Genomic DNA, 25,228 nt, shown 5'->3' on the forward strand with positions numbered 1-25,228 from the left:
AACCGGCACGACGACGCCCTGTCCGCTCGCGGCGTCACCGGAGCCGTCGACGACCCGAACCCCTTCGCCACCGCGGCACGGTGGACAAGGCCGTCCGCGCCGCGGCCGGGGCATCCACGCCCGAACCGGCGGGCGACGGCGCGCACACGCGTCGTCAACCCGCCGACCGGGCGGGCGCATCGCGCGGCGCGGTCGATGACGACCACCGCGGGACGCCCCCGTGACCACGCGGTATGCGCGGCAGTCCCCGCGGTGGGCCGCCGCGAACCGCCGTGGACACCCCCCCGGAAGGGCGGCCAACGCAATGGCCGCGCTCGAAATGCGCTTGCCGGGCAGGGGCGGGGCGTCCAGACTGCCCGGGTGCTGATTCGACGTGAGACCCCCGAGGACGTCCCGGCCGTACAGGCACTCACCGCGGAGGCGTTCGCCTCCGCCGAGCATCCCGTCCCCGTCGAGGTCACGCTGCTGGCCGAGTTGCGGAAGTGCGACGCCTGGCTGCCGGAGCTGTCACTGGTCGCCGTGGACGCCGACGGCGAGAGCGTCGTCGGCCATGTCGTCTGCACGCGGGCGCACGCCGGCGGCACGCCCGTGCTCGGTCTGGGCCCGTTGAGCGTCGCGCCGGAGTACCAGCGCAAGGGCGTCGGCCTGGCGCTGGTGCACACCGTGCTGGGCGCGGCGGACGGCCTCGGGGAACCGCTCGTGGCGCTGCTGGGCAGCCCGGACTACTACGGCCGGTACGGCTTCCGGGCGAGCACGGACTACCGGATCACGCCGCCCGAACCGGCCTGGGGGCCGTACTTCCAGGTGCGCCCGCTGTCCGCTTACACCCCTTCGGTCAGCGGGGCGTTCCGCTACGCGGAGCCCTTCGACCGGGTCTGAGGGAACCGCGGCAGCCACGCGGGCACGGCCCGGCGGTACGCCTCGTACGCCTCGCCGTGGGCCGCGCGCAGCGTCGGCTCCTCGTACCAGCGGACGAACGCGGCGACCGTCAGCCACACCGCGGCGGCGTAGAGGAACAGGACCGGCCGCAGGAGCAGCAGTCCCTGCCCGGCGACGAGCGCCACGACGGCCAGATACATGGGGTTACGGACCCGGGCGTACGCGCCGCCGGTGACGAGGCGTTCGGTGGGGGCGACGGGCGCGGGCGTGCCGCGCCCCTCGCGTACGAAGCGGGCGAAGCCGTGCAGGAGCACTGCCGCCCCGGCGAGGGCGAGCAGACCGCCGGCCACCCGTACCGGCCAGGGGCCGTCGCCGGAGGCGTACCGGGTGAGCCACCAGGGCACGAGTCCCGCCACGACGCCGGGCGCCGCGAGGAGGAATACCGCGCTGCCGAGCGCGGCCGTGGACCGTCTCATGTCTTCATGGTGCCCGCGGGCGGCCGTCCCGGACCCGTCTTGGCGGCGCGGATGTGCCCGTAGACGTGGGCGCGCAGTTCGGCGAAGCGAGGGTCGGAGCGGGTGATGATCTGGTCGCGGTCGTGGGGGAGGTCGACGGGCAGGTCCTCCTGGACGACGGTGGGCGCGGCGGAGAGGACGACGACACGGCGGGCGAGGTAGACGGCCTCGTCGATGTCGTGGGTGACGAGCATCGTGGTGATGCCGAGACGGTGCCAGAGCCCGAGGAGGAGGTCCTCGAGGTCGGCGCGGGTCTGGGCGTCCACGGCGGCGAAGGGCTCGTCCATGAGCAGGACCTGGGGCTCGTAGGCGACGGCGCGGGCGATGGCGACGCGTTGCTGCATGCCTCCGGACAACTGCCAGGGGTGGGCGGCGCCCGCGTCCGCCAGGCCGACGGCGGCAAGCGCCTGCTGGACGAGGGCGGTGCGGCGCGGGCGGGGCACGCGCTTCTCGCGGAGCGGGAGTTCGACGTTCTGGCTGACCGTCAGCCAGGGGAAGAGGCTGCGGCCGTACTCCTGGAAGACCACCGCCATGCCGGGCGGCGGTCCGTCGACGACGCGCCCGGCGAGCCGGACCTGGCCCGCGGTGGGCGTCAGGAGTCCGGCGACGCATTTGAGCAGGGTGGTCTTGCCGCAGCCGGACGGGCCCACGACGCAGACGAGTTCGCCGCGGTCGACGGTGAGGTCGATGCCGCGCAGCGCCTCGACGACGCGGCCGCGGCCCTCGTACACCTTGCGCAGTCCGGTGATCTCAAGCATGTGTCTCCCGTTGGTGCCAGTGCAGGACCCGGCGCTCGAGGGCGCGGAAGGCGAGCGAGAGCAGGAAGCCGACCAGGCCGAGCAGCACGATGCCGCTCCACATCTCGGGGATCTGGAACTGCCGCTGGAACAGCACGACCGAGTGGCCGATGCCCGAGGTGCTGGCGAACATCTCCGCGATGACCATGAGGATGATGGCCAGCGACAGCGCCTGCCGCAGTCCCGCCATGATCTGCGGGCTCGCGGCGGGCAGGACGAGGCGCCGCAGCCGGGCGGGGCCGCGCAGGCCGTAGACGCGGGCGGTGTCGGCGAGCACCTCGTCCACGGCGCGGACGCCCTCGATGGTGTTGAGCAGGACGGGCCAGATCGCGCCGGAGACGATGACGAGGACCTTCATGGTGGTGTCGAGCCCGGCGACGAGCATGATCAGCGGCACGAGCACGGGTGGCGGGATCGCCCGGAAGAACTCCAGCGCGGGTTCGGTGGCGGCGCGCAGCCGGGCCGAGAGGCCGACGGCGGTGCCGAGGGCGACGCCGAGCAGCGCGGCGAGCGCGTACCCGGCGAGGAGCCTGGCGAGGCTGGGCAGGACGTCGTCGGTCAGGCGCGCGGTGAGCCACACGTCGCCGAAGACGGCGGCGATGCGCTGCGGCGGGGGGACGTAGAAGCTGGGCTGCCACACGCTCCAAGCCCACCAGCCGAGGACGAGGAGGACGGGCAGTCCCAGCACCCGCAGGGCCGCGAGCAGGAGGCGCGCGAGGCGGCTCATGCGGCGGCCTCCCCGCGCACGGAGGGGTGCCAGGCCAGCAGCCACCGCTCCAGGCGGCGTACGGCGAGGTTGACGACGACACCGATGATCCCGGCGAGGGTGATCAGGGCGTACACGGTGGCGACGGCGCCGCCGGACTGGGCGAGCTGGATGCGCAGTCCGAGTCCGGGGCTGCCGATGACCAGTTCGGCGGTGACGGCGAGGATGAAGGCGACGGAGGCGGCGAGCCGGAGTCCGGTCATGACGTAAGGGAGCGCGGTGGGCCAGACGAGGCGGCGCAGCGTCGTCCAGTGCCCGAGGCGGTAGGAGCGGGCGGTCTCGCGGGCGACCGGGTCGACGTCGGCGACGCCGTACAGCACTTGGATGAGCACCTGCCAGAAGGCGGCGTAGACGACCAGCAGGAGACTGGAGCCGAGGTCGGCGCCGAAGAGGAGGGTGGCGAGCGGGATGAGCGCCACGGAGGGGATGGGGCGGAGGAACTCGACGGTGGAGGCGGTGGCGGCACGGGCGCCGGGAACGGCGTCGATGAGGGTGCCGAGCGCGACGGCGAGGACGAAGGCGATGGCCAGGCCCAGGGCCCAGGCGCTCATGGTGTCGCCGAGCGCCGACCAGAGCTGACGGGTGGTCAATTCGTGGCCGAGGGTGCGCAGGATCTCGCTCGCCGGGGGCAGGAAGTCCCGCGAGACCCAGCCGAGCCGCGGGACGGCCTCGGCGGTGCCGAACAGCACCGCGAGGCCGGCCGCTCCGTACGCGGCGTCGCGTCCCCTCATGGCAGGAGGGCCGGGAGGTCGGCGTCCTTGGTGAGCGTGCCGTCCTGGCGGGCGTCGTCGGCGACGGTCTGGACGGACTCCCGGTTGATCTCGGTCGGCCACTTGGGGAGCTTGATCTTGGCGATGGCCTCGGCGGGGATCGAGGTGTAGGACTTCAGGGTCTCGCGCACCGCGTCGGGGTGGGCGTCGGCGTAGGCGAGGGCCTCGTTCATGGCGGCGGTGAAGTCCTTCACCAGCTCCGGGTCCTTCTGGACGGTCTGCTGGGTGGTGAAGTACATGGCCACGGTGAGGTCCGGCGCGGCATCGGCGTAGGGCCACGCGACGGCGCGGGCCCCCTGGCCCGTGGCCTGGGTGACGAAGGGCTCGACCTCCCAGACCGCGTCGACCCGGCCCTTGGACAGGGCGGCCGGCATGTCGGGGAAGGGCATCTCGACGAACTCCACCTTGGAGGCGTCGCCGCCGTCCTTGCGCACGGCGGCGCGCACGGTCGTGTCGCCGATGTTCTTCAGCTGGTTGACCGCGACGGTCCTGCCCGCGAGGTCCTTCGCGGACTTCACCGGGCTGCCGGCCGGGACGAGGACGGCGCTGTAGTCGGTGTCCCGCTCACCGGTGGAGGCGACGCCGTTGGCGACGACCTTGAGCGGCAGGCCCTGCTGCTGTGCCGTGAGCAGGGAGGTGGTGTTGGCGAAGCCGAAGGCGAACTGGCCGCCCATCACGCCGGTGATGCTGGCGGCGCCGCCCTGCACCGAGGTGATCTTCGCGTCGATGCCGTGCTTCTTGAAGAAGCCCTGGCTCTGGGCGAGGTACACCGGTGCGGTGTCGACGATGGCGATGGCGCCGACCGTGACGCTCCGTGTGCCTCCGCCGGAGCCGGAGGGACCGCCCTTGCCGGCGGAGTCGCCGGAGTCGCCGCAAGCGGTGAGTCCGGCGGCGAGGAGCGCTGCCGCCGACAGGAGCAGGGGAAAGGTGCGACGCATGGGCACTCCCTGATCTGATCAGTTCCGTTCGCACAGTGAACTGTCGTTCATTGGGTGGTGCGCCAAGTGACGGTAGGGGCGCCGCGCGGCCGCGTCAACGGATCGCACAACGGCTCCTCGATGACAGTCGTGTCGCGGACGGGAGAGCAGGGGCACAGGGGGCACGAGGGGCGGAATTACATGGTGAAAATAATGAATTGGAGGCATTTGCCCCTGGTGGTCCGCTTTAGCCCTGAGTACAGTGGAAGTGGCCTACGGGGCGAGCGAGGGAGTCCGGTAGCACCGGAGCCGGAGCGGAAGCAGCGGCTTCCACCGCAACCGGGTACAACGGCCGGGCTGAGAGGCTCGAAGGTCTGGGAAGAGGTTTTGAGACCGGAGAGCGACCCCTAGCACCTGATCCGGACCATGCCGGCGAAGGGAGTCCCACCTCGTAGGTCGTGGAACTGTAGCCGACGAGCCCGCGCGGTGAGCGCGGGCTCACTTGTGCCCGCCGAATCGTGTCGCGCGGGGTCCCGCCGGTCACTTGGCCGCCCCACCCGTTCGCTGGGATGATCGCCTGACGCGGACGAGGCCGACGGGGTGGGGGACATGGACGACCGGATGCTGGTGGGCGCGGTCAACGCACTGACCGCGCGATGGGCCCGGGAGACCCTGGGCGCCGGCCCGGCCGGGGCGACGGTCCTCTCCGCAGCGGGAGTGTGGCCGCTGCTGGCCCTTCTCGCCGCGGGTGCCGCGGGCCCCGCCCGCACCGAACTGGAACAGGCCGTCGGCACGGACGCCACGACGGCGGCCGCCGCCTCGGGACGGCTGCTCGCGCGGCTGGACGCGATGGACGGCGTCGACACCGCCGTGGGCCTGTGGACCCGCGCCTCCCTGCCGCTCGCGCCCGGCTGGCTCTCGCTGCTCCCGGCCGGCGCCCACGGGCACTTCAGCGGCGACACCGAGACAGACCGCAAGACCCTGGACACCTGGGCGGCGGAGCGCACCCACGGCATGGTCCCCAGGATGCCGGTCGCCGTCGACCGGCACACCCTCCTGCTGCTCGCGAACGCCCTGGCCCTGCGCACCGACTGGGCCGAGCCCTTCCAGGACCACCACACGGGGACGCTCTTCCGCAGCTCGCCGCACCTGGACATGGCCGGGGTCGCGACCACCCCCTTCGGCCCGCTGACCATGGCCAAGGTGAACGGCACCAACGGGATCGAGGTCCACCTCCTGCTCGGCCCCGACCACGTCGCCCCCGGCGAGGTGATCGCCGCCGGCGTGGCCGCCCTCGGCGGGACGTACCCGGTGCTGCCCGGCAACCTGCTGCCGTACGGGCGTCCCGGGCCGGGGGTCGTGGTCGAGGACGTCACGAGCTTCGAACCGGCGCCGGCGCTCGACCTGACCACGGTGCCGTTCACCGTCGGCGCCGAGCACGACCTCCTCGACCGCGCCGCGCTGTTCGGGCTCGCCACGGCCCGGGACAGCGGCGCGGGGCACTTCCCCGGCATCAGCGCGCAGCCCCTTGCCGTCGGCGCGGCGAAGCAGGCGGCCACGGCGACCTTCAGCGCGAAGGGCTTCCGCGCCGCCGCGGTCACGGCCGTCTCCCTGATCGCCGGCAGCGCTCCCGGGCGGGCCCAGCAGGCCAGGCGCGTACGCGTCGGGTTCCTGCGCCCGTTCGGCTTCCTCGCCGTCCACCGGCTCTTCCCGGCGGTCCTCGTGGCGGGGTGGGTGACGCCCTGACCTCAGCGGGCGGCGGTCACAGGGCGCTCCCCGCCCGCCAGTCCGCCCAGCTCGCGTTCCAGGCGCCGTAGCCGTTGTTGACCTGGACGGTGTCGGTGGAGTGGACAACGGTCACCGGGTCGCCCGGTGACACGTGCTCGTAGAACCACTTGGCGTCGGCCGTGCTCAGCCCTATGCAACCGTGACTGCCGTTGACGCGGCCGAACTTGCCCTCGTTCCAGGGCGCGGCGTGCGCGAAGGTGCCCGACGTGGTGAGCCGGACGTCCCACTTCACGTCCTTCAGGTTGTACGCCTCGGGACCGAAGATGCGCACGGTGCGGGAGTTCATGGTGATGCTGGGCGTCTTCTCCAGGACGACCATGGTGCCGTTCCACGTCTCGAAACCGGACTTGCCGGTGGAGACGGGGAGGGTGCGCAGGACCGCTCCGTCGCGTCGCAGGGTGAGGGTCTTGCGGGCGGTGTCGACCGTGGTCACGACCGAATGCCCTATCCGGAAGCGGACGACCCGGTTCTGCGTGCCGTAGAGGCCGCCGCCCGCGTCGACGCCGTCGAGGTCCATGCGGAGCGTGACCTCGGTGCCGGGCTTCCAGTAGGTGCGCGGGCGGTAGTCGACGCGGTCGCGGCCGCTCCAGTCCTTCATCCAGCTCCAGGCCCCGTCCACGGCCGGGCTCGCGGTGACGCCGAGCTTGCGCTCGACGGCCGCGCGGTCGCGTATGGGCTTGTTGAACACGATCGACACGGGCATGGCGACGCCGACCGTGGTGCCCTTGTCCGGGTGGTACTCCCCCACGAAGGTGCGCTCGGGCTCGGCGGTGGTGAAGGTGGTGTGCTCCGTCAGCCGCTTGCCGTCGGAGGTGGTTGCACGGACGAGCACGTCGTACGTCACACCGGGGGCCAGCCAGCCTGCCGAGGTCCAGCTCTCCTTGGAGGACGCGAGCGTGCCGCGCAACGCCCCTGGGCCGGCGGCGGTGACGCGTACGGAGTCGATCCGCGCGGCGGTGGCCCGCACGGTGACCTTGCGGTCGACGGGCACGGCACGCCCGCCGGAGGCGGGGGCGACGGCGATCGCCGGCCGTGGCTCCGCGGCGTGGGGCCCACTGCCGGAGCCGCTGCACGCCGACAGCGACGCGGCGACGGCCAGGGCGAGCGTCCCGGCTCGTACGCGCAGGGTCGTCCTCCGGTTCCGGGTCCGGTCGTTGGTCATGTGACGGCTCTCCTCCCCTGTCGAGTCGTACCTCTGCTCCTGCCCGGACTCGGGGCGGTCCACCGCATTCCGGCGACCGGAACTCCGCGGCCCGGACGGCTCCGTCGCGTCACCGTTCCGTACCAGGCGTGTACGCACGGAACCCGGGCGCGGCACGGCCTCGTGTTCCGCGGCGAACGCCGGTCGTGGGCCGGGGTGGCACAACGGGACAGCCGAACAGCCGAACAGCGGAACAGCGGAACGACCAGGGGGACGTCATGGAGGGCAGGAACACGAGGCGGGCCACGATCGCGGTGGCCCTGGCGGCAACGGCGGCGGTGCTGCTGACGGGGTGCCGGGGAGATGACGACGTCGCGGGCGGCGCGCCCTCGCCGACCGCTCCGCCGACCGCTGCGTCGGCCGCCGCGCCGTCACGGACCGCGGGTGGCACCCTCCCGGTCTCCAGCACGTCCCCGGAGCCCGGGGGCACCGGATCCTCCGCCTCCTCGTCAGGTTCCACGGCGGGCCCCGCGGACCGCTGCGGCGCGGAGGACCTGGAGGCGACCGCGGCGCACCAGGCCGCCGTACGTCCCCAGGGCACGGGCACCGGGGCGGCGGTGGTCGGCTTCACCAACACCTCCGGCGCGCCCTGCGTCGTCGAGGGCTTCCCGACGGTGGCCGGGGCGGCCAACGGCTCCCCGGAGATGAACGTGCCGCTGACGGTGCGGCACACCGGTGCGGCCGCGCCCGTCAGGCTGGCGCCGGGCGGCCGCGCGTGGGTGAAGCTGACGTTCCACCAGGTCCAGGGCGAGGGCGACGGCTCCTGCGTCTCGGGGGAGGCGCCGGTGCAGTACCCGACGATGGTGCTGGGCCTGCCCGGCGGGGCGGGCAGGCACCAGGTCGCCCTGGACGACGGGGTGTTCGCCGAGTGCGACGGTGTCGTCGCCGTCACCGCGCTGTCGGTGGACCAGCCGTCCTGAGGGCGTAGGCCCCCAGGTCAGCCGGCCGGTGCGGGCGCCTCCACCGTGAGGGTGCCCGCGTCGGCGTCCAGCACCGCGGGGACGCCGAGCGGCACGGTCAGGCTGGTCTCGCAGTGGCCGAAGCCCAGTTCCTCGACGACCGGGACGCCGAGTCCGCCCAGCCGGTCCAGCAGCACCGCCCGCACCTCCTCGTAGGGGCCGCAGTCCCGCCAGGAGCCGAGGGCGATGCCCGCCACGCCGTCCAGCCAGCCGGCACGCAGCAACTGGGTCAGCATCCGGTCGATCCGGTAGGGCTCCTCGCCGATGTCCTCCAGCAGGAGGATGCCGCCGGGCACCCCGGGCCGCCCGTCCGGCGTGCCGAGGCCGGAGGCGAGCAGGGCCAGGCAGCCGCCGACGGTGACACCGCGTGCCGTGCCGGGGACAAGGGGGCGGGCGGTCGGTGCGCCGAGCACCCGCGTCCGCTCGGGCGCGAAGAGGGTGTCCTTCAGCTGTGCGCGCGTGGGCTCGTCCTTGAGGAAGCCCTCCGCCGCGGTCATCGTGCCGTGCAGGGTGGCCAGGCCCAGCCGGACCGCGAAGGCCTCGTGCAGCGCGGTGATGTCGCTGAAGCCGAGGAGGGTCTTGGGCCCGGCCGCCCGCAGCGCCTCCCAGTCCAGGAGGTCGGTCATGCGCTGGGCGCCGTAGCCGCCGCGCGCGCAGAGCACGGCGGCCACCGACGGCTCGCACCACGCCTCCTGGAAGTCGCGGGCGCGCGCCGCGTCCTGTCCGGCCAGGTAGTCGAACGTGGGGTGCCGGTCCAGGACGTGCGGCGCCACCACCGGGTCGAGGTCCCAGCCGCGGAGGATGTCGAGCCCCGCGTCGAGCCGCTCCCGGGGGACGGGTCCGCTGGGGGCGACGACGCAGACCCGGTCCCCGGGGACCAGGCGACGGGGGCGGGTGAGCGGGACGAGCGGTGTCACTTGGTGAGCTCCAGAGGGGGTACTGAGGGCGGGGTGAAGCCGAAGACCTGGCCGTAGAGGGCGAGTTCGGACTCGAGGCAGGTGATCATCGTGTCCTCGCGGCGGAAGCCGTGCCCCTCGCCCTCGAAGGTGAGGTAGGCGTGGGGGACACCGCGTCCCGTGATCCGCTCCAGGAACCGCTCGCACTGCACGGGCCGGCAGATCACGTCCTCCAGCCCCTGCAGCAGCAGGAACGGCACGGTGAGACGGTCGGCCCGGGTGACCGGCGAACGGTCGCGGTAGCGCTCGGGGACGTCGGCGTAGGGGCCGATGAGCGAGTCGAGGTAGCGGGACTCGAAGTCATGGGTCTCACCGCCCTCGGCCCAGCCGGTGAGGTCGAGGAGGGGGTACTTGATCACGCCGCAGGCGTAGACGTCGGTGCCGGTGAGGGAGGCCGCGCTCGTCCAGCCGCCGGCGCTGCCGCCGCGGATCGCGAGCCGCTGCCCGTCCGCGGTGCCCTCCTCCGCCAGCGCCCTCGCGACGGCGGCGCAGTCCTCGACGTCGACGACGCCCCACTGCTCGCGCAGCCGCTCGCGGTAGGCGCGCCCGTAGCCGGTGGAGCCGCCGTGGTTGACCTCGACGACACCGATCCCCCGTGAGGTGAAGTAGGCGATCTCCAGGTCGAGCACGAGCGGGGCCCGGCTGGTGGGGCCGCCGTGCACCCAGACGACGTAGGGCGGCAGCTCTCCCTCGGGCGCGGCGAAGTAGGGGTTCGCCGGCGGGTAGAGCTGGGCGTGGATCTCCCGTCCGCCGGGCCCGGTGAAGGTGCGTTCCACGGGCTCGGGCAGGAACTCCGTTGGCACCGTGTCGTGGTGGGCGGCACCGATGACGCGGGTACGGCCGGTGCAGGTGTCGAGTTCGAGGACCTCGAACGAGCTGCGGGCCGACGCTGCCACGGCGACCACCCGGGTGCCCTCGGTGGACAGCGCGGCGGTCCACTCGGTCCACGGCCCCGGCGCGTCGACCAGCTCGCCGGTCGCCGGGTCGAGTATCCCCAGTCGCTGTGCCCCCTTGCCGTGCAGCACCGCCAGCGTCCCCGCGGCGAGCGGGGCGAACCAGCGGGCGCCCATCTGCCAGCCGGGCCCGGCGAACTCCTCCTGCGCCGGCCGCAGGTTGACCGCGTCACCGGTGGCCGGGTCGACACGGTGCAGGTTCCACCAGCCGTCGCGGTCGGTGGCGGCGATCAGGGTCCCGTCCGGTGTCCACTCCGCCTGGGCCACCGACTCGGTGGGGCCGCCGAGGATCGTCCGGGCGGCGCCGAAGGTGCCGTCCGCGCCGACGGCGGCGTACTTGAGCTCCGTGCCGTCCCACGGCATCCGGGGGTGGTCCCAGGCGGTCCACACGGCCTGCCGGCCGTCCGGGGAGAGCCGGGGCGAGGTCACGAAGTGGTGTGCGTCGTCGGAGAGTTCACGCACGGCGGAGCGGTCCTCGGCGGCCGAGCCGTCGAGCGGAACGGCGGCGAGGACCCGTCGTACGTCGCTCGGGCCCGCCCCGGTGAACTCCTCCAGTACGCACCACACCTCACCGCGGTCCGGATGGATCTGCGGATCGGCCCAGCGCAGCCCGTCACCGACGGGGGAGAGTGGGGTCAGCGGCCGCGGCACGGCGCCCGGCGCGTCGGGCTCGTACGCGTAGAGCCGCTGGTCCGGAAAGTGGGAGAAGACGATCAGCGGTCCTCCCCCGGGCCGTGCCGTACCCGTCCAGGCCCGGCCGCCGTACTCGATGACGCGGGTGCGGACGTTCCACGGCGCGGGCAGCGGGCCGTCGACCCTGCCGTCCGCGCGGCGGCGGACGAGGGCGCGGCGGCCGCCCTCCGCCGGCCGTGGTTCGGTCCACCACACCTCGTCACCGACGAACCCGGGGAACTCGGGGCGCCCGTCGTGTGAGGCGGCGGTGCGGGCGTCGACCGGCGACTCCCAGGCACCGTAGGGGGCGATGATCGGGGCACGCGTCATCGGGCAGCTCCGTCGGTCGTGTCCTGCCGGCCCAGCATGAACCGGTCGAGTACGCGGACGCCGAAGTGCAGCCCCTCCACCGGGACCCGCTCGTCGACGCCGTGGTACATCCCCGCGTAGTCGTAGCCCTCGGGGAGCTTCAGCGGGGAGAAGCCGTACCCCGTGATGCCGAGCCGCGAGAACTGCTTCGCGTCAGTGCCGCCGCCCATCACGTAGGGCACGACGTGGGCATCCGGGTCGAAGTGGATCAGCGCCTCCCGCATCGCGGCGTAGACCGGCGCGTCCAGGGGGGCCTCCAGCGGGATCTCGCGGTGGTGGAACTCCCACTCGACGTCCGGGCCGGTGAGCTCGTCCATGGTGGTCGTGAACTCCTCGTCGCCGCCGGGCAGGACCCGGCCGTCGACGTAGGCGACGGCGCTGCCCGGGATGACGTTGACCTTGTAGCCGGCTTCGAGCACGGTCGGGTTGGCGCTGTTGCGGATCACCGGTTCCACCAGGGCGGCGGCGGTGCCCAGCTTGGTGAGCAGGGTGTCCACGTCGTCGAAGTCGGGCTCGACCTCGTGCAGCGCGGCCAGTTCGGTCAGCGCCGCCCGCACCGTGGGGACGATCCGCACCGGCCAGCGGTGCTCGCCGATGCGGGAGACGGCGGCGGCGAGCCGGGTCACCGCATTGGTCGGGTTGACCTTGGAGCCGTGCCCCGCCCTGCCGTGCGCCGTGAGCTTCAGCCACGCGGTGCCGCGTTCCCCGGCCGCCACGGGGTACAGCCGCAGCCCGGGTCCGGCGTGGAAGGTGAAGCCGCCGGACTCGCTGATGCCCTCGGTGCAGTCGCGGAACAGTTCGGCGTGCTGCTCGACGAGGTAGGTCGCCCCGTAGGTGGCGCTGTCCTCCTCGTCGGCCGTCAGCGCGAGCACGATGTCCCGCTCGGGGCGCAGGCCCCGGCGGGCCCAGGAGCGGACGGTGGCGAGCACCATCGCCACCGTGCCCTTCATGTCGACCGCGCCGCGGCCCCAGACCACTCCGTCCCGTACCTCGCCGGAGAAGGGGTGCACGCTCCAGTCCTCCGACCGGGCGGGCACGACGTCCAGGTGGCCGTGGACCAGCAGCGCGCCCTGCCCGTTCCCGGCGCGTGGGGCACCCTCGATCCGCGCCACGACGTTGGCCCGGCCCGGTGCGGACTCCAGGATGCGGGCCTCGATCCCGGCCTCGTCGAGCAGCCGCGCGGCGTGCTCCGCCGCGGGACGCTCGTTGCCGTCACCGCCGCCGTGGTTGGTGGTGTCGATCCGGATCAGCTCCGAGGTGAAGCGGACCGCCTCGTCCAGTGCCAGGGTGTCAGCCATACTGCTCCTCCACAGCTGCCGAGACGAGGGTGGTCACGGCCTTGTAGCCGCGGATCCCCTCGTACATGGTCGGTGACGTGTACGTGACGCGGCGCTCGCCCGTGCGCTCCACACCGGGCACGATCGCGGCGGCCCCCGCCAGGTGCGCCGCGTCGAACTCGACCTCGATCGTGAACGGCCCGCCCCGCGCCGGCTCGTGGCGCACGGCGAGCGAGGTCGCGTCCTTCGCGGCGGAGCGGATGTCCGCCGCCGTACGGGCCGGCGGCCGGCACACGGCCGCGTACCGCGACACGTAGTCCTTGACGGCGACCGTCCGCGCCGCCGGCGCGTAGTCGCGGGCGTCGAGGCCGGTCCGGTCGTCCCCCGTGACCAGCACGACGGGCACCCCGTACTCGGCGGCCACCAGCGCGTTCAACCGGCCCTCGCTCGCCGGTGGACCGCCGTTGACCCACACGCCGGTGATCGAGTTGGGGAGGTAGGTGTGGGCGAGCACCCCTTCCGTCCCCGCACCCGTGTGGAAGCCGACGAAGGCGATGCCGTCCACGTCGCCGTGCTGCACGCCCTCGACCATGGACAGGTCCTTGTGCCGCCCGGTGACCATCCGGGCCCGCTCGTCCAGCTGCTCCAGCAGCAGGTTCCGCATGGACCAGTGGGCCTCGTTGACCAGGACCTCGTCGGCGCCGCCGTCGAAGAAGCCGGCGATCGCGGCGTTCACGTCCGAGGTGAACAGATGCCGGAACCGCTGCCAGCCCTCCGTGCCGGGCAGGACGTCACCGGGCCAGGTCACCCCGGTGGCGCCCTCCATGTCCGCGCTGATCAGGATCTTCATGGCATGGAACGTTACGCAAAGTCACCGCGGCACACCAGGCCCCCGCCCCGCCTGTGGAAAACTTCAGTGGCCCAGACCGGTGGCGGTCAGCCGGCACCCCCTGCCACCAGCCAGTTCGTCGGTACCTCGAGCCGCGTGCCGTCCGCCCGCCGCTCCGTCGTCACGAGCGCGACCTCACCGCGTGCGAGCACCTCCATCCCCGCCGCGCGGAAGAGCTCCGGGACGGTCTCGTCGGGCAACGCGGCCGGCGCGATCCCGTGCGAGAAGACGGCCGCGAGCTTGGCGGGCGGCCCGCCCGGCCCCTGCGCGAACCTGGCCAGCACGTCCTTCGCCGACGCCGCGAGTTCGTCCGCGAACGCCCGGCCGCGCCCGCCGGTCAGCACGGCGATGCCCTCGACCAGCGGTGCGCGCTCCTCGGGCAGGCACTGGTGGAGCACTCCGCGCATGTACACGTTCGCCTCGCCCAGCTCCTCGCTCAGCCGCCGGACCGCCTCGGGGTCGGCCGCGTCGAGCTGCCGGTACTCGGCGACACCGCCCGGGTCCTGGTGCCGCGCGTGGCCGATCGCGGCCGCCGCGAGGTCCACCCCGACGGCCCGTCCGTAGTGCTTGGCCAGGAAGCGGGTCTGGGTGCCGTTGCCGCAGCCGAGGTCGACGACCGGCAGCGACGGGTCGAAGTGCGCCTCGAAGAAGGGGAGGTGGGCCGCCGCGGTGACCTCCGCCTCCGCGTCCCAGAACACCGCCCCCGGCTCTCCGGGGGCGTCGCGCCAGAAGCCCTCCCACGCCTGCAGGTTCGTGCCGGTGACGTCCATGCGATCTCTCCCCAGGTCCACGTGTCCGTCGCCGCGGACCGTGCGGCCGCGCGGCCGAAGCCCCGTCAGCGTCCGTGCTACCGGCGGCCGTCGGTGAGGGCAAGCGTCCGGGCGAAGTCGTGACCTCGCGTTCGCTACGTTCGAGGCCCGGCCGGGGCCCCGCCGCGTCCGCCGGTCCGCCGCCACGGCAGCGCCTGCTCGAACCAGACCGTCTTGCCCTGCGCCGTACGGCTCGCGCCCCATTCCCGCGCCAGCCGGCTCACGATCCGCAGTCCCCGCCCCGACTCGTCCTCGGGCCCGGCGCCGAGCAGGACGGGTACGGCGTGGTCGTCGTCCGAGACCTCGCACAGCAGCGCGTCCGTACGCACCAGGCGCAGCTCGACGTGCCGGGAGTGCGCGTGCCGGACGGCGTTGGTGACCACCTCGCCGACCATCAGCTCGGCCGCCTCCGCCGCCTCCTCCAGCCCCCAGCCCTCCAGGGCGCCCCGGGTCAGGATCCTGGCCCTGCCCACTTCGCGGGGGTCGAGGGCGAGCTGCCAGGTGACGACGTCCTCTCGGGCGATGCCGTTGAGCCGGGCCATCAGCAGGGCGACGTCGTCCTTGCGGGCACCCGGCGGGTTGAGGGCGCGGATGATCGTGTCGCAGGCGTCGTCCATCGAGGCCGCGGGATGCGCGGCGCTCTCGCAGAGCGCGGCGAGCCCGGCCCCGATGTCCTGGCCCCGTACCTCTACCAGCCCGTCCGTGCACAGCACGAGCCGGTCGCGGGGGCCGACGGCGACCTTGACCGTCTCGAAGGGCACCCCTCCGATGCCGATCGGGGCACCCGTCGGGACGTCGAGCAGCACGCTGCGGCCGTCCTCGGCGCTCACCAGCACGGGCGGGATGTGGCCCGCGTTGGCGATGAGCAGCTCGGACCGGATCGGGTCGTACACGGCGTACAGGCAGGTCGCGAGGTAGTGCTCGCCGAGGCGCTGCGCCAGGTCGTCGAGGTTGCGCAGCAGTTGCGCCGGCGGCATGTCCAGCGCGGCCATGGTCTGCACTGCGGTGCGCAACTGGCCCATCATCGCGGCGGCGTTGAGCCCGTGCCCCATGACGTCGCCCACGACGAGGGCGAGCCGGGAGCCGGGCAGCTTGATGGTGTCGAACCAGTCGCCGCCGACCCGGCCCAGCCGGGTGCCGGGCAGGTAGCGGGTCGCCACGTCGCACCCCGGCATGCGCGGGGTGATCTGCGGCAGCATGCTGTCCTGCAGCGTGTCGGCGACGTTCTCCTGGTACGTGTACATGCGGGCGTTGTCCAGGACGAGCCCGGCGCGGGCGGCCAGTTCGGCGCCCGTCACGCGGTCCATGTCGTTGAACGGCGGGCGCTCGCCGTGCCGCAACAGGATCATGAAACCGAGGACGACGTTGCGCGCCTTCAGCGGCACGACCAGCATCGACCGCCCGGTGATCAGCGGCCGGATGTCGCGCTTCTCGAACTGCGAGGCGATCGCCTCGCCCATGGGTTCGGTGATCCTGGGCACCAGCACCGGCTGACCGCTCGTCATGCACTGGAAGAACGGTGTGTGCTCGGGGAAAGGCATGGACTCGCCGACCGGTACGACGTCGTCCCAGCGGCCGGGCTCGTCGGTGTGCTCCAGGGCGACCCGGTACCACATGGTGGTGACGTCGGGCGGGCCGTCGGGGAAGCCCTCGCCCGCCAGCACCTGTTCGCGCAGGTAGGTGCCCGCGACGTCGGTGAAGCGCGGTACGACGGCGGCGCTGACCTCCCGGATCGTGCGGGTCAGGTCCAGGGAGCTGCCGATGCGCCCGCTGACCTCGTTGAGGAACTCCAGGCGCTCGCGGACGGCGGCGTACTCCAGGTCGGGTTCGAGCTCCTCGGACCCGATGGCGCGCGGTTCGGTCGCGGACTCACGGACGGCACGCCGCCTGCGGGCCCTGAGCTCGTCCCGTCGGGGCACGCCCCAGTCGGGGGTGACGGGCACCCGGTCGTGCCGGCTGATCTCCAGGACGGGGTAGCCGAGTTCCAGCACCTGGGAGACGATGCGCCCGCTCTCGTCGACGCTCATGCTGGGCAGGATCTCGGGGAGCCGCTTGGCGAGCCCGTCCGCGCCGGGGAACTCGGTGTGCAGGGCGAAGCCGGGCGCGACCCGCTCGGACTCCCGGGGAGGGGAGTCGTCCTCGCCGTGCACCAGGGCGGCGTCGGCGGCCAGCACGAGCAGGCGCTCGGGACCCGGGCCGACCAGCGGGTAGGCCCACCACAGGACGTCGCCGGGGAGGCCGAGGGGGTCGGGGTCGGGTCCCTGGTTGAGCCGCGCGAGGCCGGCGGTCGGGTAGGAGGTCACGCCGCTGAGCGTGGCGTCGAGGTCGGCCCCGGGCGGCACCTCGGGTCCGTCCGGGCCGGGCTCCTCGCCGAGCGCGCCGGAGACCGGCAGCAGGTCGACGGCAGGGCGGCCGACGGCCTCCTCCCGGGTGGGCCCGAAGAGCTTGCGGGCGCCCGTGCTCCAGTGCGAGACGAGCCCGTCGCCGTCGACCACGACCACGGCGAGCGGGACGCGTCCGGAGAGTCCGGTCCGCTGCTCCGGCAGCGCGGCGCGGCTCCCCTCCCCCGGCGGAGTGCGACGTTGCATGACGCGAGCGGCTCCTTCCCCTGCGGCGCCCGGATCCCGACAGAGGCGCGGAGGTGGTCGGCCCCCGGCGCAAGATCTGCGGCTCCGCAACCACGGTACGACCGACACCGGGTGCCGCGGAGGGCATTGGACGAATCCGGTGTGCGCCCGCGGGGGGCCGTGGATGCGCCGGGGCATGCGCGGGCGCACGCCCCGGCACTGAGGGGCCGTCAGGGGCAGGTCAGTCCTCGTGGCCCAGGTGCACGTCGCGCTCGGTGCGCTCACCGCCGCTGAGCCGCAGCACGGTGGCCACCGGCGGGTACCCCGAGGCCACGACGGTGTACTCGCCCGCGGCCAGGTCGACGAAGCGGAAGACGCCGTCAGGGCCGGTCGTCACGGTGTCCAGGACGTTGCCCGCCGCGTCCAGCAGGGTGACCCGCGCGTCCTCGACGGGGCTGCCGCCCGGGCCGCGCACGGTGCCGCGCAGCATCGCGCCGCCCGCGAGTTCGACGTCCTGCCGGGTCTCCCGGGCCGCGTGCACCGACACGGGGAGCGCCGCGGGCCGGTAGGCGGGGGCGTTGGCGGCGAGCGTGTACTCCCCCGCGACGAGGTCGCTCAGGACGTAGTCGCCCTCCCTGCCGGTACGGGTGGTGGCCACCACGTCGCCGCGGGAGTCGGTGAGGGTGACGGTGGCCTCCCGTACGGCCGTGCCGTCGGCGGTGCGCACCGTGCCGGCGAGCCGCCCGGCGCCGCCGAGCACCACGTCGAGCTCGACGGGGCGTTCCCCGACGGTGACGCTGACGGCCTGCGGCTGGTGTCCCCCGGCGGCGGCGATCAGGACGTAACTGCCGCTGCCCGGGGTGCTCAACGCGTAACGTCCGTCCTCACCAGTCGCGCCACGCCCGATCTGTCGGCCGGTCACATCGATGAGGGTGAGGGCCGCCCGGCCTACGGTGCTGCCGTCGGCGTGCTGGACGGTGCCGCACACCGGGACGCCGACGCCGACGGTGTCGGCCTTGCGGGCGGTGGGGACGTGCTGGGTCACCAGGGGTTTCTCCTTGAGCAGGAAGGCGAGCAGGAAGCCGAGGGCGAGCACCGGCACCAGGTAGAGGAAGATGCGCGGCATGGCCTCGGCGTACGCCCGCACATAGGCCTCGCGCAGCGGTGCCGGCATCGCGTGCACCATTTGCGGCGTGATCGACTGGGGGTCCGGCAGGTCGACGCCGCGCGGCAGCCGGTCGGCGAGCCCGTCGGCGAGCCGGTTGGCGAACAGGGTGCCGAAGACGGCCGCCCCCACCGAGCCGCCGATCTGCCGGAAGTAGTTGTTGGCGCTGGTGGCGGCGCCGAGGTCGGCGGGCCGCACGGAGTTCTGCACGGCGAGGATCAGCACCGGCAGGACGAGGCCGATGCCCAGCCCCAGCACGCCCATGTAGACGCTGTACTCCACGCGCGGGGTGTCGGTCTCCAGCAGCGACAGCAGCCACATGCCGGCCACCGAGAGCGCCCCGCCGGCCAGCGGGAACACCCTGTAGCGCCCGGTACGGCTGATCAACTGGCCGGAGACCACGGAGGCCAGGACGACGCCGAGCATCATGGGCAGCATCAGCAGCCCGGACTCGGTGGCGCTGACGCCGTTCACCATCTGCAGGAACGTGGGCAGGTAGCTGGCGGCGCCGAAGAGGCCGACGCCGACGACGGCCCCGATAAGGGCCGAGACGGTGAAGATGCCGTCGCGGAAGAGCCGCAGCGGGATGATGGGTTCGACGGCGAACCGTTCCACCACGACGAACAGCACGGCGCAGCCGAGCGATGCCGCGCCCAGCCCGATGATCACGTCCGAGCGCCAGGCGTACGTCGTCCCGCCCCAACTGGTCAGCAGCACCAGGCAGGTGGAGCCGGCTGCCAGCAACAGTGCGCCCAGCACGTCCAGCCGGGGGCGCACGGCCGGCCGCGGCAGCTTCAGGACGACGGCGATGACGGCCAGGGTCAGCAGCCCGAAGGGCACGTTGATGTAGAAGCACCAGCGCCATGAGGCGTGGTCGGTGAAGAAACCGCCGAGCAGCGGCCCCGCAACGGAGGCCAGGCCGAAGGATGCGCCGATCAGGCCCATGTACCGGCCGCGTTCCCGGGGCGGGACGATGTCCGCGATGATCGCCTGGACGCCGATCATCAGCCCCCCGCCGCCGACACCCTGGACGGTGCGGAAGGCGATCAGCTCGTTCATGGAGCGCGACCAGCCGGCGAGCGCCGAGCCGATGACGAAGACGACGATGGCGAACTGGAAGACGCTCTTGCGCCCGAAGAGGTCGCCGAGCTTGCCGTAGATCGGCAGCCCGACGGTGGAGGCGAGCAGGTAAGCGGTGACGGCCCAGGACATCTTGTCCAGGCCGTGCAGCTCGCCGACGATCTTGGGGAGCGCGGTCGCCACGATCATCTGGTCGAGCGCGGCCAGCAGCAGGGTCAGCATGAGCCCGAGGAAGACCAGACGCACCCTGCGCGGGCTCAGTCCGCCGACGGGCGCCCCCTGCTCCTGCGGCACGGCTGCGGGTCGGTCCTCGGGGCCCGTGCCGGCGCCGGTCACGTCCGTGAGGGTGCCGGTCTCCTCGGACAGGGTCGTCCCGGTGGTGCCGCCCATCTGCGTACCGCTCCCCTCGTCGCGCCTGCCCTGCGACAACGATCTGGGGCGCCGGGGATGCGCCGGAGCGCGGCAGATCCACCCTTTCAAGTGACGTGCCCACCGGCGTGCGCCCACCGGGCGCCGGCCCGGCGCATGGGGCGCGTACCCGTGCGGCGCGTCAAGGGAGGTGACCGGGCGTCACCCGGCTCCGGCCGCCTCCCTTGTGCCGCCTGCTACTTCTCGGTCTCCGCGGCGAGGCGCGCGAGCACCGCGTCGTGGATGCGGTTCAGGCCCTTGGGGGCGAAGGTGCGCTCGAAGAAGCCGCCGATGCCGCCGGCGCCGGTCCACGTGCTGGTGACGACCGCCTTGGCGCGGCCCTCGCCAGCCGGGGTGACCGTCCAGGTGGTGACCATGGTGGAGTTGCGGTCGCTCTCGACCAGCTGTCCCGGGGTCGGCTCGGTCACCGCGAGGAGGCAGTCCCGCACGCGCTTCTCGGTCGCCTGCAGCTTCCAGTGCACCAGGGTGCCCGCGCCGCTGCCGCCCTCGCGCACCTCGTACTCGCTGTACTGCTCGGGAAGCAGTCGCTGCCGGGTGCCCGCGTAGTCGGCGAGCGCCGCGAAGACGCTCTCCGGGCTCGCCGCGATCTCGCGCTGAGTGGTGGCCTCGACCTGTGCCATGCGCCGTCCTCCGTCGATCCGTGTGCCGTCGCCGACAAGCCAATCACCACGGCCGCGTGCCCGCGAAATCGGGCCGCCCTCCCGGAGGGGCACCTCCGTACGACGGCCCACGGGGTCCGGCCGCCGCCCGGCGGGAAATCACGTGCCCCGCCGGCCGTGGCGCGTTATCGTCGGCTCCATGAACGTCACCGGCCACAGCATCACCGCGACCGCGCGAGCGACCAGCTCGCCGGTTGCCGCCGCCTGACGTACCCCCTTCCTCACCACCGGCGACCGGGAACGGCCCGCCGGTGGTCTCGTGGCGCCCCGCCGCGATTCCGGTGATCGAGCGGACCCGTTCTCCGGTGCCTCCCCGCCCTCCATGCGAAGGAGCCACCCCCCATGAACACCGAAGAGATCGTCCGCACGTTCGTCGAGTACTTCGAGGACCGGGGCCACCGCAGAATCACCGGATCGACGCTGCTGCCGCCGCCCGGCGACCCGGTGCTGTTCACGACCTCGGGCATGCATCCGCTGACCCCGTACCTGGAGGGGCGCCCGCACCCGCTCGGCAGCCGGCTGGTCAACGTGCAGCGCTGTCTGCGCACCACCGACCTGGAAGAGGTCGGCGATCCCACCCATTTGACGGTCTTCGAGATGCTCGGCACCTGGTCGCTCGGCGACTACGAGGGCCCGCAGAGCCTCGACTGGGGCTACGGACTGCTCACCGAGGGCTTCGGCATCGACCCGGGGCGGCTGCACGTCACGGTTTTCGGTGGCGACGACCGCACGGGTCCGGACACCGGCTCCCTGGAGCTGTGGGAGAAGCACGGGGTCCCGGTGGAACTCACCGTCGAGGACAACTGGTGGTCCAACGGGCCGACCGGCCCGTGCGGCCCCGACTCGGAGATCTTCCTGTGGACCGGCGACACCCCGCCGCGGTCCACGCCCACCCGCGACGACCGCTGGGTCGAGGTCTGGAACCACGTGATGATGCGCCACCGCCGGCTCGAGGACGGCTCGCTCGTGCCGCTCCCCCAGCGCAACGTCGACACCGGACTCGGCCTGGAACGCCTGGCCTCGCTGCTGCAGGGCCGCACGTCGGTGTTCGAGTGCGACGTCTTCACCCCCTGGCGCAGTCTCGTACCGTCCCTGTGGCCACTGGACGAACCGTCGCTGCGCCTGGTCTGCGACCACCTGCGCTCGGCCGTGGTGGTGATCGGTGACGGGGTGCGCCCGTCCAACACCGGCCGCGGGTACGTGCTGCGCCGGCTGGTGCGGCGTGTCCTCACCACCTTGTGGCGGGACGACCCGTCCCGTGGCCTCGGCGATCTGCCGCAGGAACTGGTCCGGCACACCCTGGACCACTTCCGCCAGGGCGTGGACCCGGACGAGCCGCTCCGGGTGCTGCTAGAGGAGGAGCGCCGGTTCGGGCGGCTCCTGGAGCGCGGCCGGCAGGTGCTGGCCCGCCCCCGCTTCCGGGGCCCGCTGGACGAGGAGGACTTCCACTACCTCCACGACACCCACGGCCTGCCGCGCGACCTCGTCCTGAGCCTGCGGCCGCAGTGACGGTGGACGGCCCCGGCAGGGCCCCGGACGGCGCCTACGGCACGCCCGGGGCCCTGCGTCACACGCGGTCACGCACAGTGGTCCCGGGAATCCCCCGGATCCCCTCGACGCTATTCGCTCAGATGTTCTATTCTCGGGAGGAGAGCAACGAAGGAGGCGGCATGAGGTGGGACAACCTGAGCCGCGACACGGCGGCGACCACACCCGCGCTCTTCGGCGTGGACGCCGTGACCCGTACGTTCGATACCCCCGAGTTCCGCGGGATCACCTTCCACGAGGTGCGCGCCCGCACGATCGTCAACCGCGTACCCGGCGCGTCCCGGATGCCGTTCGAGTGGACGATCAACCCCTACCGCGGCTGCAGTCACGCCTGTGTGTACTGCTTCGCACGCAAGACGCACACCTACCTGGACCTCGACAGCGGCCTCGACTTCGACTCCCAGATCGTCGTGAAGGTCAACGCGCCCGAGCTGCTGCGCCGCGAGCTCGCCTCGCCCCGCTGGCAGGGCGAGCACATCGCGATGGGCACCAACGTCGACTGCTACCAGCGCGCGGAAGGCCGCTACCGGCTCATGCCCGGCATCCTGGCCGCGCTGCGCGACCACGCCAATCCCTTCTCGATCCTCACCAAGGGGTCGCTGATCCTGCGCGACCTGGACCTCCTGGTGCAGGCCTCCCAGGTCACCGACGTCTCGACCGCGGTCTCCGTCGGCTTCACCGACCGGGACCTGTGGCGCACCGTGGAACCGGGCACGCCGTCGCCGGCGAAGCGCCTGGAGGTCTGCCGCACGCTCAATGAGCACGGCATCCCCTCGGGCGTCCTGATGGCGCCGGTGCTGCCGTACCTCAGCGACTCCCCGGAGCAGTTGCGCGAGACGGTCCGCGCGATCGCCGGGACCGGTGCCACGTCCGTCACCCCGCTGGTGCTGCACCTGCGCCCCGGGGCGAGGGAGTGGTTCATGGCCTGGCTCTCGGTGCACCACCCGCGGCTGATCTCCCGCTACAAGGCGCTCTACGCGGACGGCGCCTACGCGCCCACCTGGTACCAGCGGCGCATCACCCGCCAAGTGCACGAGTTCGCCGCCGAGTTCGGGATCGGGCCCAGCCGCTCCGGGACCGCGCGCCGGATTTCCGCGCCCGAGGAGGACACCCCCGGGCCGCCCGCCGCACCCGAGCCCGCCCAGCCGGCCCCGCCGACGCAACTGACCCTGATCTGAGCCCACGAAAAGCGGGTGCCCACCGGGCTCCACCCCCCTTAACGTCGCGGCATGACGGTTGTGAGGGTGATGACCCGAGATGACATCGACGCCGTGGCGGCGATCCGCGTACGGGGATGGCAGGCGGCCTACGCGGGGATCGTGCCGCAGGCGTACCTCGAAGCGATGGACATCGGGGCGGACGCGGAGCGTCGCAGGGAGTGGTTCGACGCGGGCGGCACCCGGGTGGACACCCTGGTCGCCACGGACGGCGACGAGGTGACGGGCTGGGCCTCGCTCGGCCCCTACCGGGGTGAGCCGGACGAGGCCGAGGTCGGCGAGCTGTACGCGATCTACGTACGACCCGACCGGATCGGCAGGGGCGCGGGCCGCGCGCTCATGGACGCCGTACGGGCCCGCGCCGGTGAACGCGGCTTCCGGAGCCTGCGCCTGTGGGTCCTCGCGGACAACGCGCGGGCGCTGCGCTTCTATGAACGGTCCGGTCTCGCACCGGACGGCACCGACCAGATCGAGAGGTACGACGGCGTCCCGCTCAAGGAGCTGCGGTACGCGACGGATCTGGTCTGAAGCGCCCGGCGAGACGGCGCGTCGTGGCACTCGGTGCCTCCTCCCGCGCCGCGGCCAGCACCGCTGCGGCCACCGGATCGCCCGACCGCACCAGGGCGCGCACGATCCGCCTGGGGTACGGCGGCGCGCACAGCCCCACAAGGGCGGCGGTCGCGCGGGGCTCGTCCTCGTAGCGGGCCAGTCCGCGCGCCGCGGCCGCCCGCACCTCCGCGTCCTCGTCAGAAGCGACGCCGAGCAGCGTCTCCAGTACCTGCGGGCCGCCGATCCGGCCGAGGGAGTCCACCGCCGCGGCGCGCAGGCGGGGATCCGCAACGGCCCGGGTCAGGACGGGCACCGCCCGCACGTCCGCCAGCCGTCCCAGTTCCTCGACGCAGCCCGCGGCCGCCTGGTAGCCCGTCCGCCCCTCGTCCATGAGCCATGTGAGGGTGGACGTGAGTGCGGGCAGCGACTCGGGCGCCCGCAACCGCCCCAGCAGATGCACGGCGGCCAGGGCGTAGCGGATCCGCAGCCGGTTCGTGGCGAGCGCGGCGGCGGCACGCGCGGTCCGCGGGTCGCCGAGCCGGATCAGGGCCTCGGCCGCGGCAAGGGTGTTCCAGGCGTCGCGGTGGTTGAGGAACAGCACGAGGGTCTCGAAGGCCCGCCGGTCACCGGCCCTCCCCAGCAGGACGGAGGCGACGAGACGCTCCTGCACGGAGCGCGACGGCTCGGTCAGCACGGCGGCGAGGCGGTCCCGGGCCTCGGGGACGTCCCGCCGCCAAAGGGCGACGAGCGCCTCCTCGGCCACCGACTCGTCCGGGTCGCCGGCGGCCGCGAGGAACAGGTCCAGATGCGCCGGGTCGCGGTCGCAGCCGAGCAGGGTCAGGGCGAGCCGCCGGGCCCGGGGCGCCTCCTGGCAGGCCTGACGCAGCAGCAGGGGCACGCAGACGGCGGGCGGCACGGGGCCGGTCCTGGCTGCCCAGCGCCAGAAGGGCAGGTGACGACCGATGACGATGCGGCTGATGGTGTCCTCCATCAACCCGGGGTACCAGGAGGGCTCCTCCTGCCCGGATGCGCCGAGCAGGTCGAAGAGCGGTGCCGTCGCCTCCATGGGGCGCTTCACCGCCAACGCCTCCAGGGCATAGCGGCGCTCCTCCTCCGTGCCACGGGGAAGCATGGCCAGCAGCGCAGGGACGGCGGGGGCCCGCCCGCCGACGACGTCGAGGCGCGCGCGTTCGGCGGGCCCCAGCCAGGGCCGCACCATGGCGGCGGCGTCCGGTGAGGCGGCGAGCCGCCTCAGATAGGCGCCGCGCTCCTCGCACCGCCCCTGGCCGGCGAACTCCAGCAGCCCCAGGACGCGGCGCGGTTCCCCGCGCCCGCGCAGCCGCGCGACGTCCGTCTCCCCCGACCGTACGGCCCCGTACAGCTCGTCCGCGCGCCGCGCCGAGTGACCGGCGCCCCCGTGCTCCCGTTCCACGGTCCCCCCTCTCCCCCGTGCGTCCACCCTAATGGCGCGCTCATCTGTAGGAGGCGTAAATCACA

Annotated in this window: 21 protein-coding genes; 6 read left to right on the forward strand and 15 right to left on the reverse strand. The window is 73.5% G+C overall.

All coding sequences use genetic code 11. The annotated features are described in order from the left end of the window. The first annotated feature begins 360 nt into the window (after window positions 1–360). Window positions 361–879, forward strand: coding sequence for a GNAT family N-acetyltransferase (locus PV410_RS00430; RefSeq protein WP_500321554.1), 519 nt, complete (start codon window positions 361–363; stop codon window positions 877–879). Here the strand turns inward: PV410_RS00430 and PV410_RS00435 are convergent. The 5 genes from PV410_RS00435 to PV410_RS00455 are packed head-to-tail and all read right to left on the reverse strand — an operon-like array spanning window position 852 to window position 4,665. Beyond that, window positions 852–1,355: a methyltransferase family protein gene (locus tag PV410_RS00435; protein WP_500321555.1), complete on the reverse strand. Its 504-nt coding sequence runs from the start codon at window positions 1,353–1,355 to the stop codon at window positions 852–854. The two genes, PV410_RS00430 and PV410_RS00435, sit on opposite strands and share 28 nt — an antisense overlap. After that, window positions 1,352–2,152 carry an ABC transporter ATP-binding protein gene (locus PV410_RS00440; protein WP_500321556.1) on the reverse strand — a complete coding sequence of 267 codons (801 nt, stop codon included), beginning with the start codon at window positions 2,150–2,152 and terminating at the stop codon, window positions 1,352–1,354. The genes PV410_RS00435 and PV410_RS00440 overlap by 4 nt, the downstream gene beginning before the upstream one ends. Beyond that, the gene (locus PV410_RS00445) at window positions 2,145–2,918 is read right to left on the reverse strand and encodes an ABC transporter permease (RefSeq protein WP_500321557.1); all 774 of its coding nucleotides are present in this window, start codon (window positions 2,916–2,918) and stop codon (window positions 2,145–2,147) included. The genes PV410_RS00440 and PV410_RS00445 overlap by 8 nt, the downstream gene beginning before the upstream one ends. After that, window positions 2,915–3,688 carry an ABC transporter permease gene (locus PV410_RS00450; RefSeq protein WP_500321558.1) on the reverse strand — a complete coding sequence of 258 codons (774 nt, stop codon included), beginning with the start codon at window positions 3,686–3,688 and terminating at the stop codon, window positions 2,915–2,917. The genes PV410_RS00445 and PV410_RS00450 overlap by 4 nt, the downstream gene beginning before the upstream one ends. Continuing rightward, window positions 3,685–4,665 (reverse strand): ABC transporter substrate-binding protein, encoded by a 981-nt coding sequence (locus PV410_RS00455; protein WP_500321559.1) that lies wholly within the window; start codon window positions 4,663–4,665, stop codon window positions 3,685–3,687. Before PV410_RS00455 ends, PV410_RS00450 begins: the two co-directional genes overlap by 4 nt. Window positions 4,666–5,253: 588 nt before the next feature. On the opposite strand from PV410_RS00455, the gene PV410_RS00460 reads away from it, so the two are divergent. Continuing rightward, window positions 5,254–6,390: a serpin family protein gene (locus tag PV410_RS00460; RefSeq protein WP_500321560.1), complete on the forward strand. Its 1,137-nt coding sequence runs from the start codon at window positions 5,254–5,256 to the stop codon at window positions 6,388–6,390. A gap of 16 nt (window positions 6,391–6,406) precedes the next feature. Here the strand turns inward: PV410_RS00460 and PV410_RS00465 are convergent, their stop codons facing one another. Further along, window positions 6,407–7,594, reverse strand: coding sequence for a L,D-transpeptidase (locus tag PV410_RS00465; RefSeq protein WP_500321561.1), 1,188 nt, complete (start codon window positions 7,592–7,594; stop codon window positions 6,407–6,409). Window positions 7,595–7,851: 257 nt separating this feature from the next. On the opposite strand from PV410_RS00465, the gene PV410_RS00470 reads away from it, so the two are divergent. Beyond that, complete coding sequence (locus tag PV410_RS00470) at window positions 7,852–8,553, forward strand: DUF4232 domain-containing protein (protein WP_500321562.1); 702 nt, start codon at window positions 7,852–7,854, stop codon at window positions 8,551–8,553. 17 nt (window positions 8,554–8,570) lie between these two features. On the opposite strand, the gene PV410_RS00475 is transcribed toward PV410_RS00470, so the two are convergent. The 8 genes from PV410_RS00475 to PV410_RS00510 all read right to left on the reverse strand — a co-directional run bounded on the left by PV410_RS00475 (window position 8,571) and on the right by PV410_RS00510 (window position 20,378). Next, window positions 8,571–9,509: a S66 peptidase family protein gene (locus PV410_RS00475; protein ID WP_500321563.1), complete on the reverse strand. Its 939-nt coding sequence runs from the start codon at window positions 9,507–9,509 to the stop codon at window positions 8,571–8,573. After that, the gene (locus PV410_RS00480) at window positions 9,506–11,503 is read right to left on the reverse strand and encodes a S9 family peptidase (protein ID WP_500321564.1); all 1,998 of its coding nucleotides are present in this window, start codon (window positions 11,501–11,503) and stop codon (window positions 9,506–9,508) included. The genes PV410_RS00475 and PV410_RS00480 overlap by 4 nt, the downstream gene beginning before the upstream one ends. Further along, window positions 11,500–12,840, reverse strand: a complete 1,341-nt coding sequence (locus PV410_RS00485) for a M20/M25/M40 family metallo-hydrolase (protein ID WP_500321565.1) — start codon at window positions 12,838–12,840, stop codon at window positions 11,500–11,502. Before PV410_RS00485 ends, PV410_RS00480 begins: the two co-directional genes overlap by 4 nt. Further along, window positions 12,833–13,669, reverse strand: coding sequence for a M55 family metallopeptidase (locus PV410_RS00490; RefSeq protein ID WP_500321566.1), 837 nt, complete (start codon window positions 13,667–13,669; stop codon window positions 12,833–12,835). Before PV410_RS00490 ends, PV410_RS00485 begins: the two co-directional genes overlap by 8 nt. 86 nt (window positions 13,670–13,755) lie before the next feature. Then, on the reverse strand, window positions 13,756–14,478 hold the full coding sequence (locus tag PV410_RS00495; protein WP_500321567.1) for a class I SAM-dependent methyltransferase: 723 nt from the start codon (window positions 14,476–14,478) through the stop codon (window positions 13,756–13,758). Between the two features lie 134 nt (window positions 14,479–14,612). After that, entirely contained in the window at window positions 14,613–17,105 is a 2,493-nt protein-coding gene (locus PV410_RS00500; RefSeq protein ID WP_500321568.1) for a SpoIIE family protein phosphatase, read from the reverse strand. Between the two features lie 220 nt (window positions 17,106–17,325). Beyond that, on the reverse strand, window positions 17,326–19,719 hold the full coding sequence (locus PV410_RS00505) for an MFS transporter (protein ID WP_500321569.1): 2,394 nt from the start codon (window positions 19,717–19,719) through the stop codon (window positions 17,326–17,328). A 215-nt stretch (window positions 19,720–19,934) separates the two neighbouring features. Then, the gene (locus tag PV410_RS00510; protein ID WP_499514823.1) at window positions 19,935–20,378 is read right to left on the reverse strand and encodes an SRPBCC family protein; all 444 of its coding nucleotides are present in this window, start codon (window positions 20,376–20,378) and stop codon (window positions 19,935–19,937) included. Between the two features lie 381 nt (window positions 20,379–20,759). On the opposite strand from PV410_RS00510, the gene PV410_RS00515 reads away from it, so the two are divergent. The 3 genes from PV410_RS00515 (at window position 20,760) to PV410_RS00525 (ending at window position 23,710) form a co-directional block, all read left to right on the forward strand. Further along, window positions 20,760–21,926 carry an alanine--tRNA ligase-related protein gene (locus tag PV410_RS00515; protein WP_500321570.1) on the forward strand — a complete coding sequence of 389 codons (1,167 nt, stop codon included), beginning with the start codon at window positions 20,760–20,762 and terminating at the stop codon, window positions 21,924–21,926. A 161-nt stretch (window positions 21,927–22,087) separates the two neighbouring features. Then, complete coding sequence (locus PV410_RS00520; RefSeq protein WP_500321571.1) at window positions 22,088–23,143, forward strand: Rv2578c family radical SAM protein; 1,056 nt, start codon at window positions 22,088–22,090, stop codon at window positions 23,141–23,143. 51 nt (window positions 23,144–23,194) lie between these two features. After that, the gene (locus PV410_RS00525; protein WP_500321572.1) at window positions 23,195–23,710 is read left to right on the forward strand and encodes a GNAT family N-acetyltransferase; all 516 of its coding nucleotides are present in this window, start codon (window positions 23,195–23,197) and stop codon (window positions 23,708–23,710) included. On the opposite strand, the gene PV410_RS00530 is transcribed toward PV410_RS00525, so the two are convergent. Further along, window positions 23,676–25,163, reverse strand: coding sequence for a HEAT repeat domain-containing protein (locus PV410_RS00530; protein ID WP_500321573.1), 1,488 nt, complete (start codon window positions 25,161–25,163; stop codon window positions 23,676–23,678). The genes PV410_RS00525 and PV410_RS00530 overlap by 35 nt on opposite strands. Between the last annotated feature and the right edge of the window lie 65 nt (window positions 25,164–25,228).

It is taken from the genome of Streptomyces sp. PA03-5A (assembly GCF_033792725.1).
In the GTDB taxonomy this organism is placed as follows: Bacteria; Actinomycetota; Actinomycetes; order Streptomycetales; family Streptomycetaceae; genus Actinacidiphila.

Excerpts from the sequence above, each read along its gene's own strand:
- PV410_RS00520 (WP_500321571.1), top strand. The coding sequence starts at position 22,088 with ATGAGGTGGGACAACCTGAGCCGCGACACGGCGGCGACCACACCCGCG.
- PV410_RS00525 (WP_500321572.1), top strand. The coding sequence starts at position 23,195 with ATGACGGTTGTGAGGGTGATGACCCGAGATGACATCGACGCCGTGGCG.
- PV410_RS00485 (WP_500321565.1), bottom strand. The coding sequence starts at position 12,840 with ATGGCTGACACCCTGGCACTGGACGAGGCGGTCCGCTTCACCTCGGAG.
- PV410_RS00465 (WP_500321561.1), bottom strand. The coding sequence starts at position 7,594 with ATGACCAACGACCGGACCCGGAACCGGAGGACGACCCTGCGCGTACGA.
- PV410_RS00435 (WP_500321555.1), bottom strand. The coding sequence starts at position 1,355 with ATGAGACGGTCCACGGCCGCGCTCGGCAGCGCGGTATTCCTCCTCGCG.
- PV410_RS00450 (WP_500321558.1), bottom strand. The coding sequence starts at position 3,688 with ATGAGGGGACGCGACGCCGCGTACGGAGCGGCCGGCCTCGCGGTGCTG.
- PV410_RS00515 (WP_500321570.1), top strand. The coding sequence starts at position 20,760 with ATGAACACCGAAGAGATCGTCCGCACGTTCGTCGAGTACTTCGAGGAC.
- PV410_RS00505 (WP_500321569.1), bottom strand. The coding sequence starts at position 19,719 with ATGGGCGGCACCACCGGGACGACCCTGTCCGAGGAGACCGGCACCCTC.
- PV410_RS00490 (WP_500321566.1), bottom strand. The coding sequence starts at position 13,669 with ATGAAGATCCTGATCAGCGCGGACATGGAGGGCGCCACCGGGGTGACC.
- PV410_RS00480 (WP_500321564.1), bottom strand. The coding sequence starts at position 11,503 with ATGACGCGTGCCCCGATCATCGCCCCCTACGGTGCCTGGGAGTCGCCG.
- PV410_RS00440 (WP_500321556.1), bottom strand. The coding sequence starts at position 2,152 with ATGCTTGAGATCACCGGACTGCGCAAGGTGTACGAGGGCCGCGGCCGC.
- PV410_RS00500 (WP_500321568.1), bottom strand. The coding sequence starts at position 17,105 with ATGCAACGTCGCACTCCGCCGGGGGAGGGGAGCCGCGCCGCGCTGCCG.
- PV410_RS00470 (WP_500321562.1), top strand. The coding sequence starts at position 7,852 with ATGGAGGGCAGGAACACGAGGCGGGCCACGATCGCGGTGGCCCTGGCG.
- PV410_RS00495 (WP_500321567.1), bottom strand. The coding sequence starts at position 14,478 with ATGGACGTCACCGGCACGAACCTGCAGGCGTGGGAGGGCTTCTGGCGC.
- PV410_RS00510 (WP_499514823.1), bottom strand. The coding sequence starts at position 20,378 with ATGGCACAGGTCGAGGCCACCACTCAGCGCGAGATCGCGGCGAGCCCG.
- PV410_RS00445 (WP_500321557.1), bottom strand. The coding sequence starts at position 2,918 with ATGAGCCGCCTCGCGCGCCTCCTGCTCGCGGCCCTGCGGGTGCTGGGA.
- PV410_RS00455 (WP_500321559.1), bottom strand. The coding sequence starts at position 4,665 with ATGCGTCGCACCTTTCCCCTGCTCCTGTCGGCGGCAGCGCTCCTCGCC.
- PV410_RS00460 (WP_500321560.1), top strand. The coding sequence starts at position 5,254 with ATGGACGACCGGATGCTGGTGGGCGCGGTCAACGCACTGACCGCGCGA.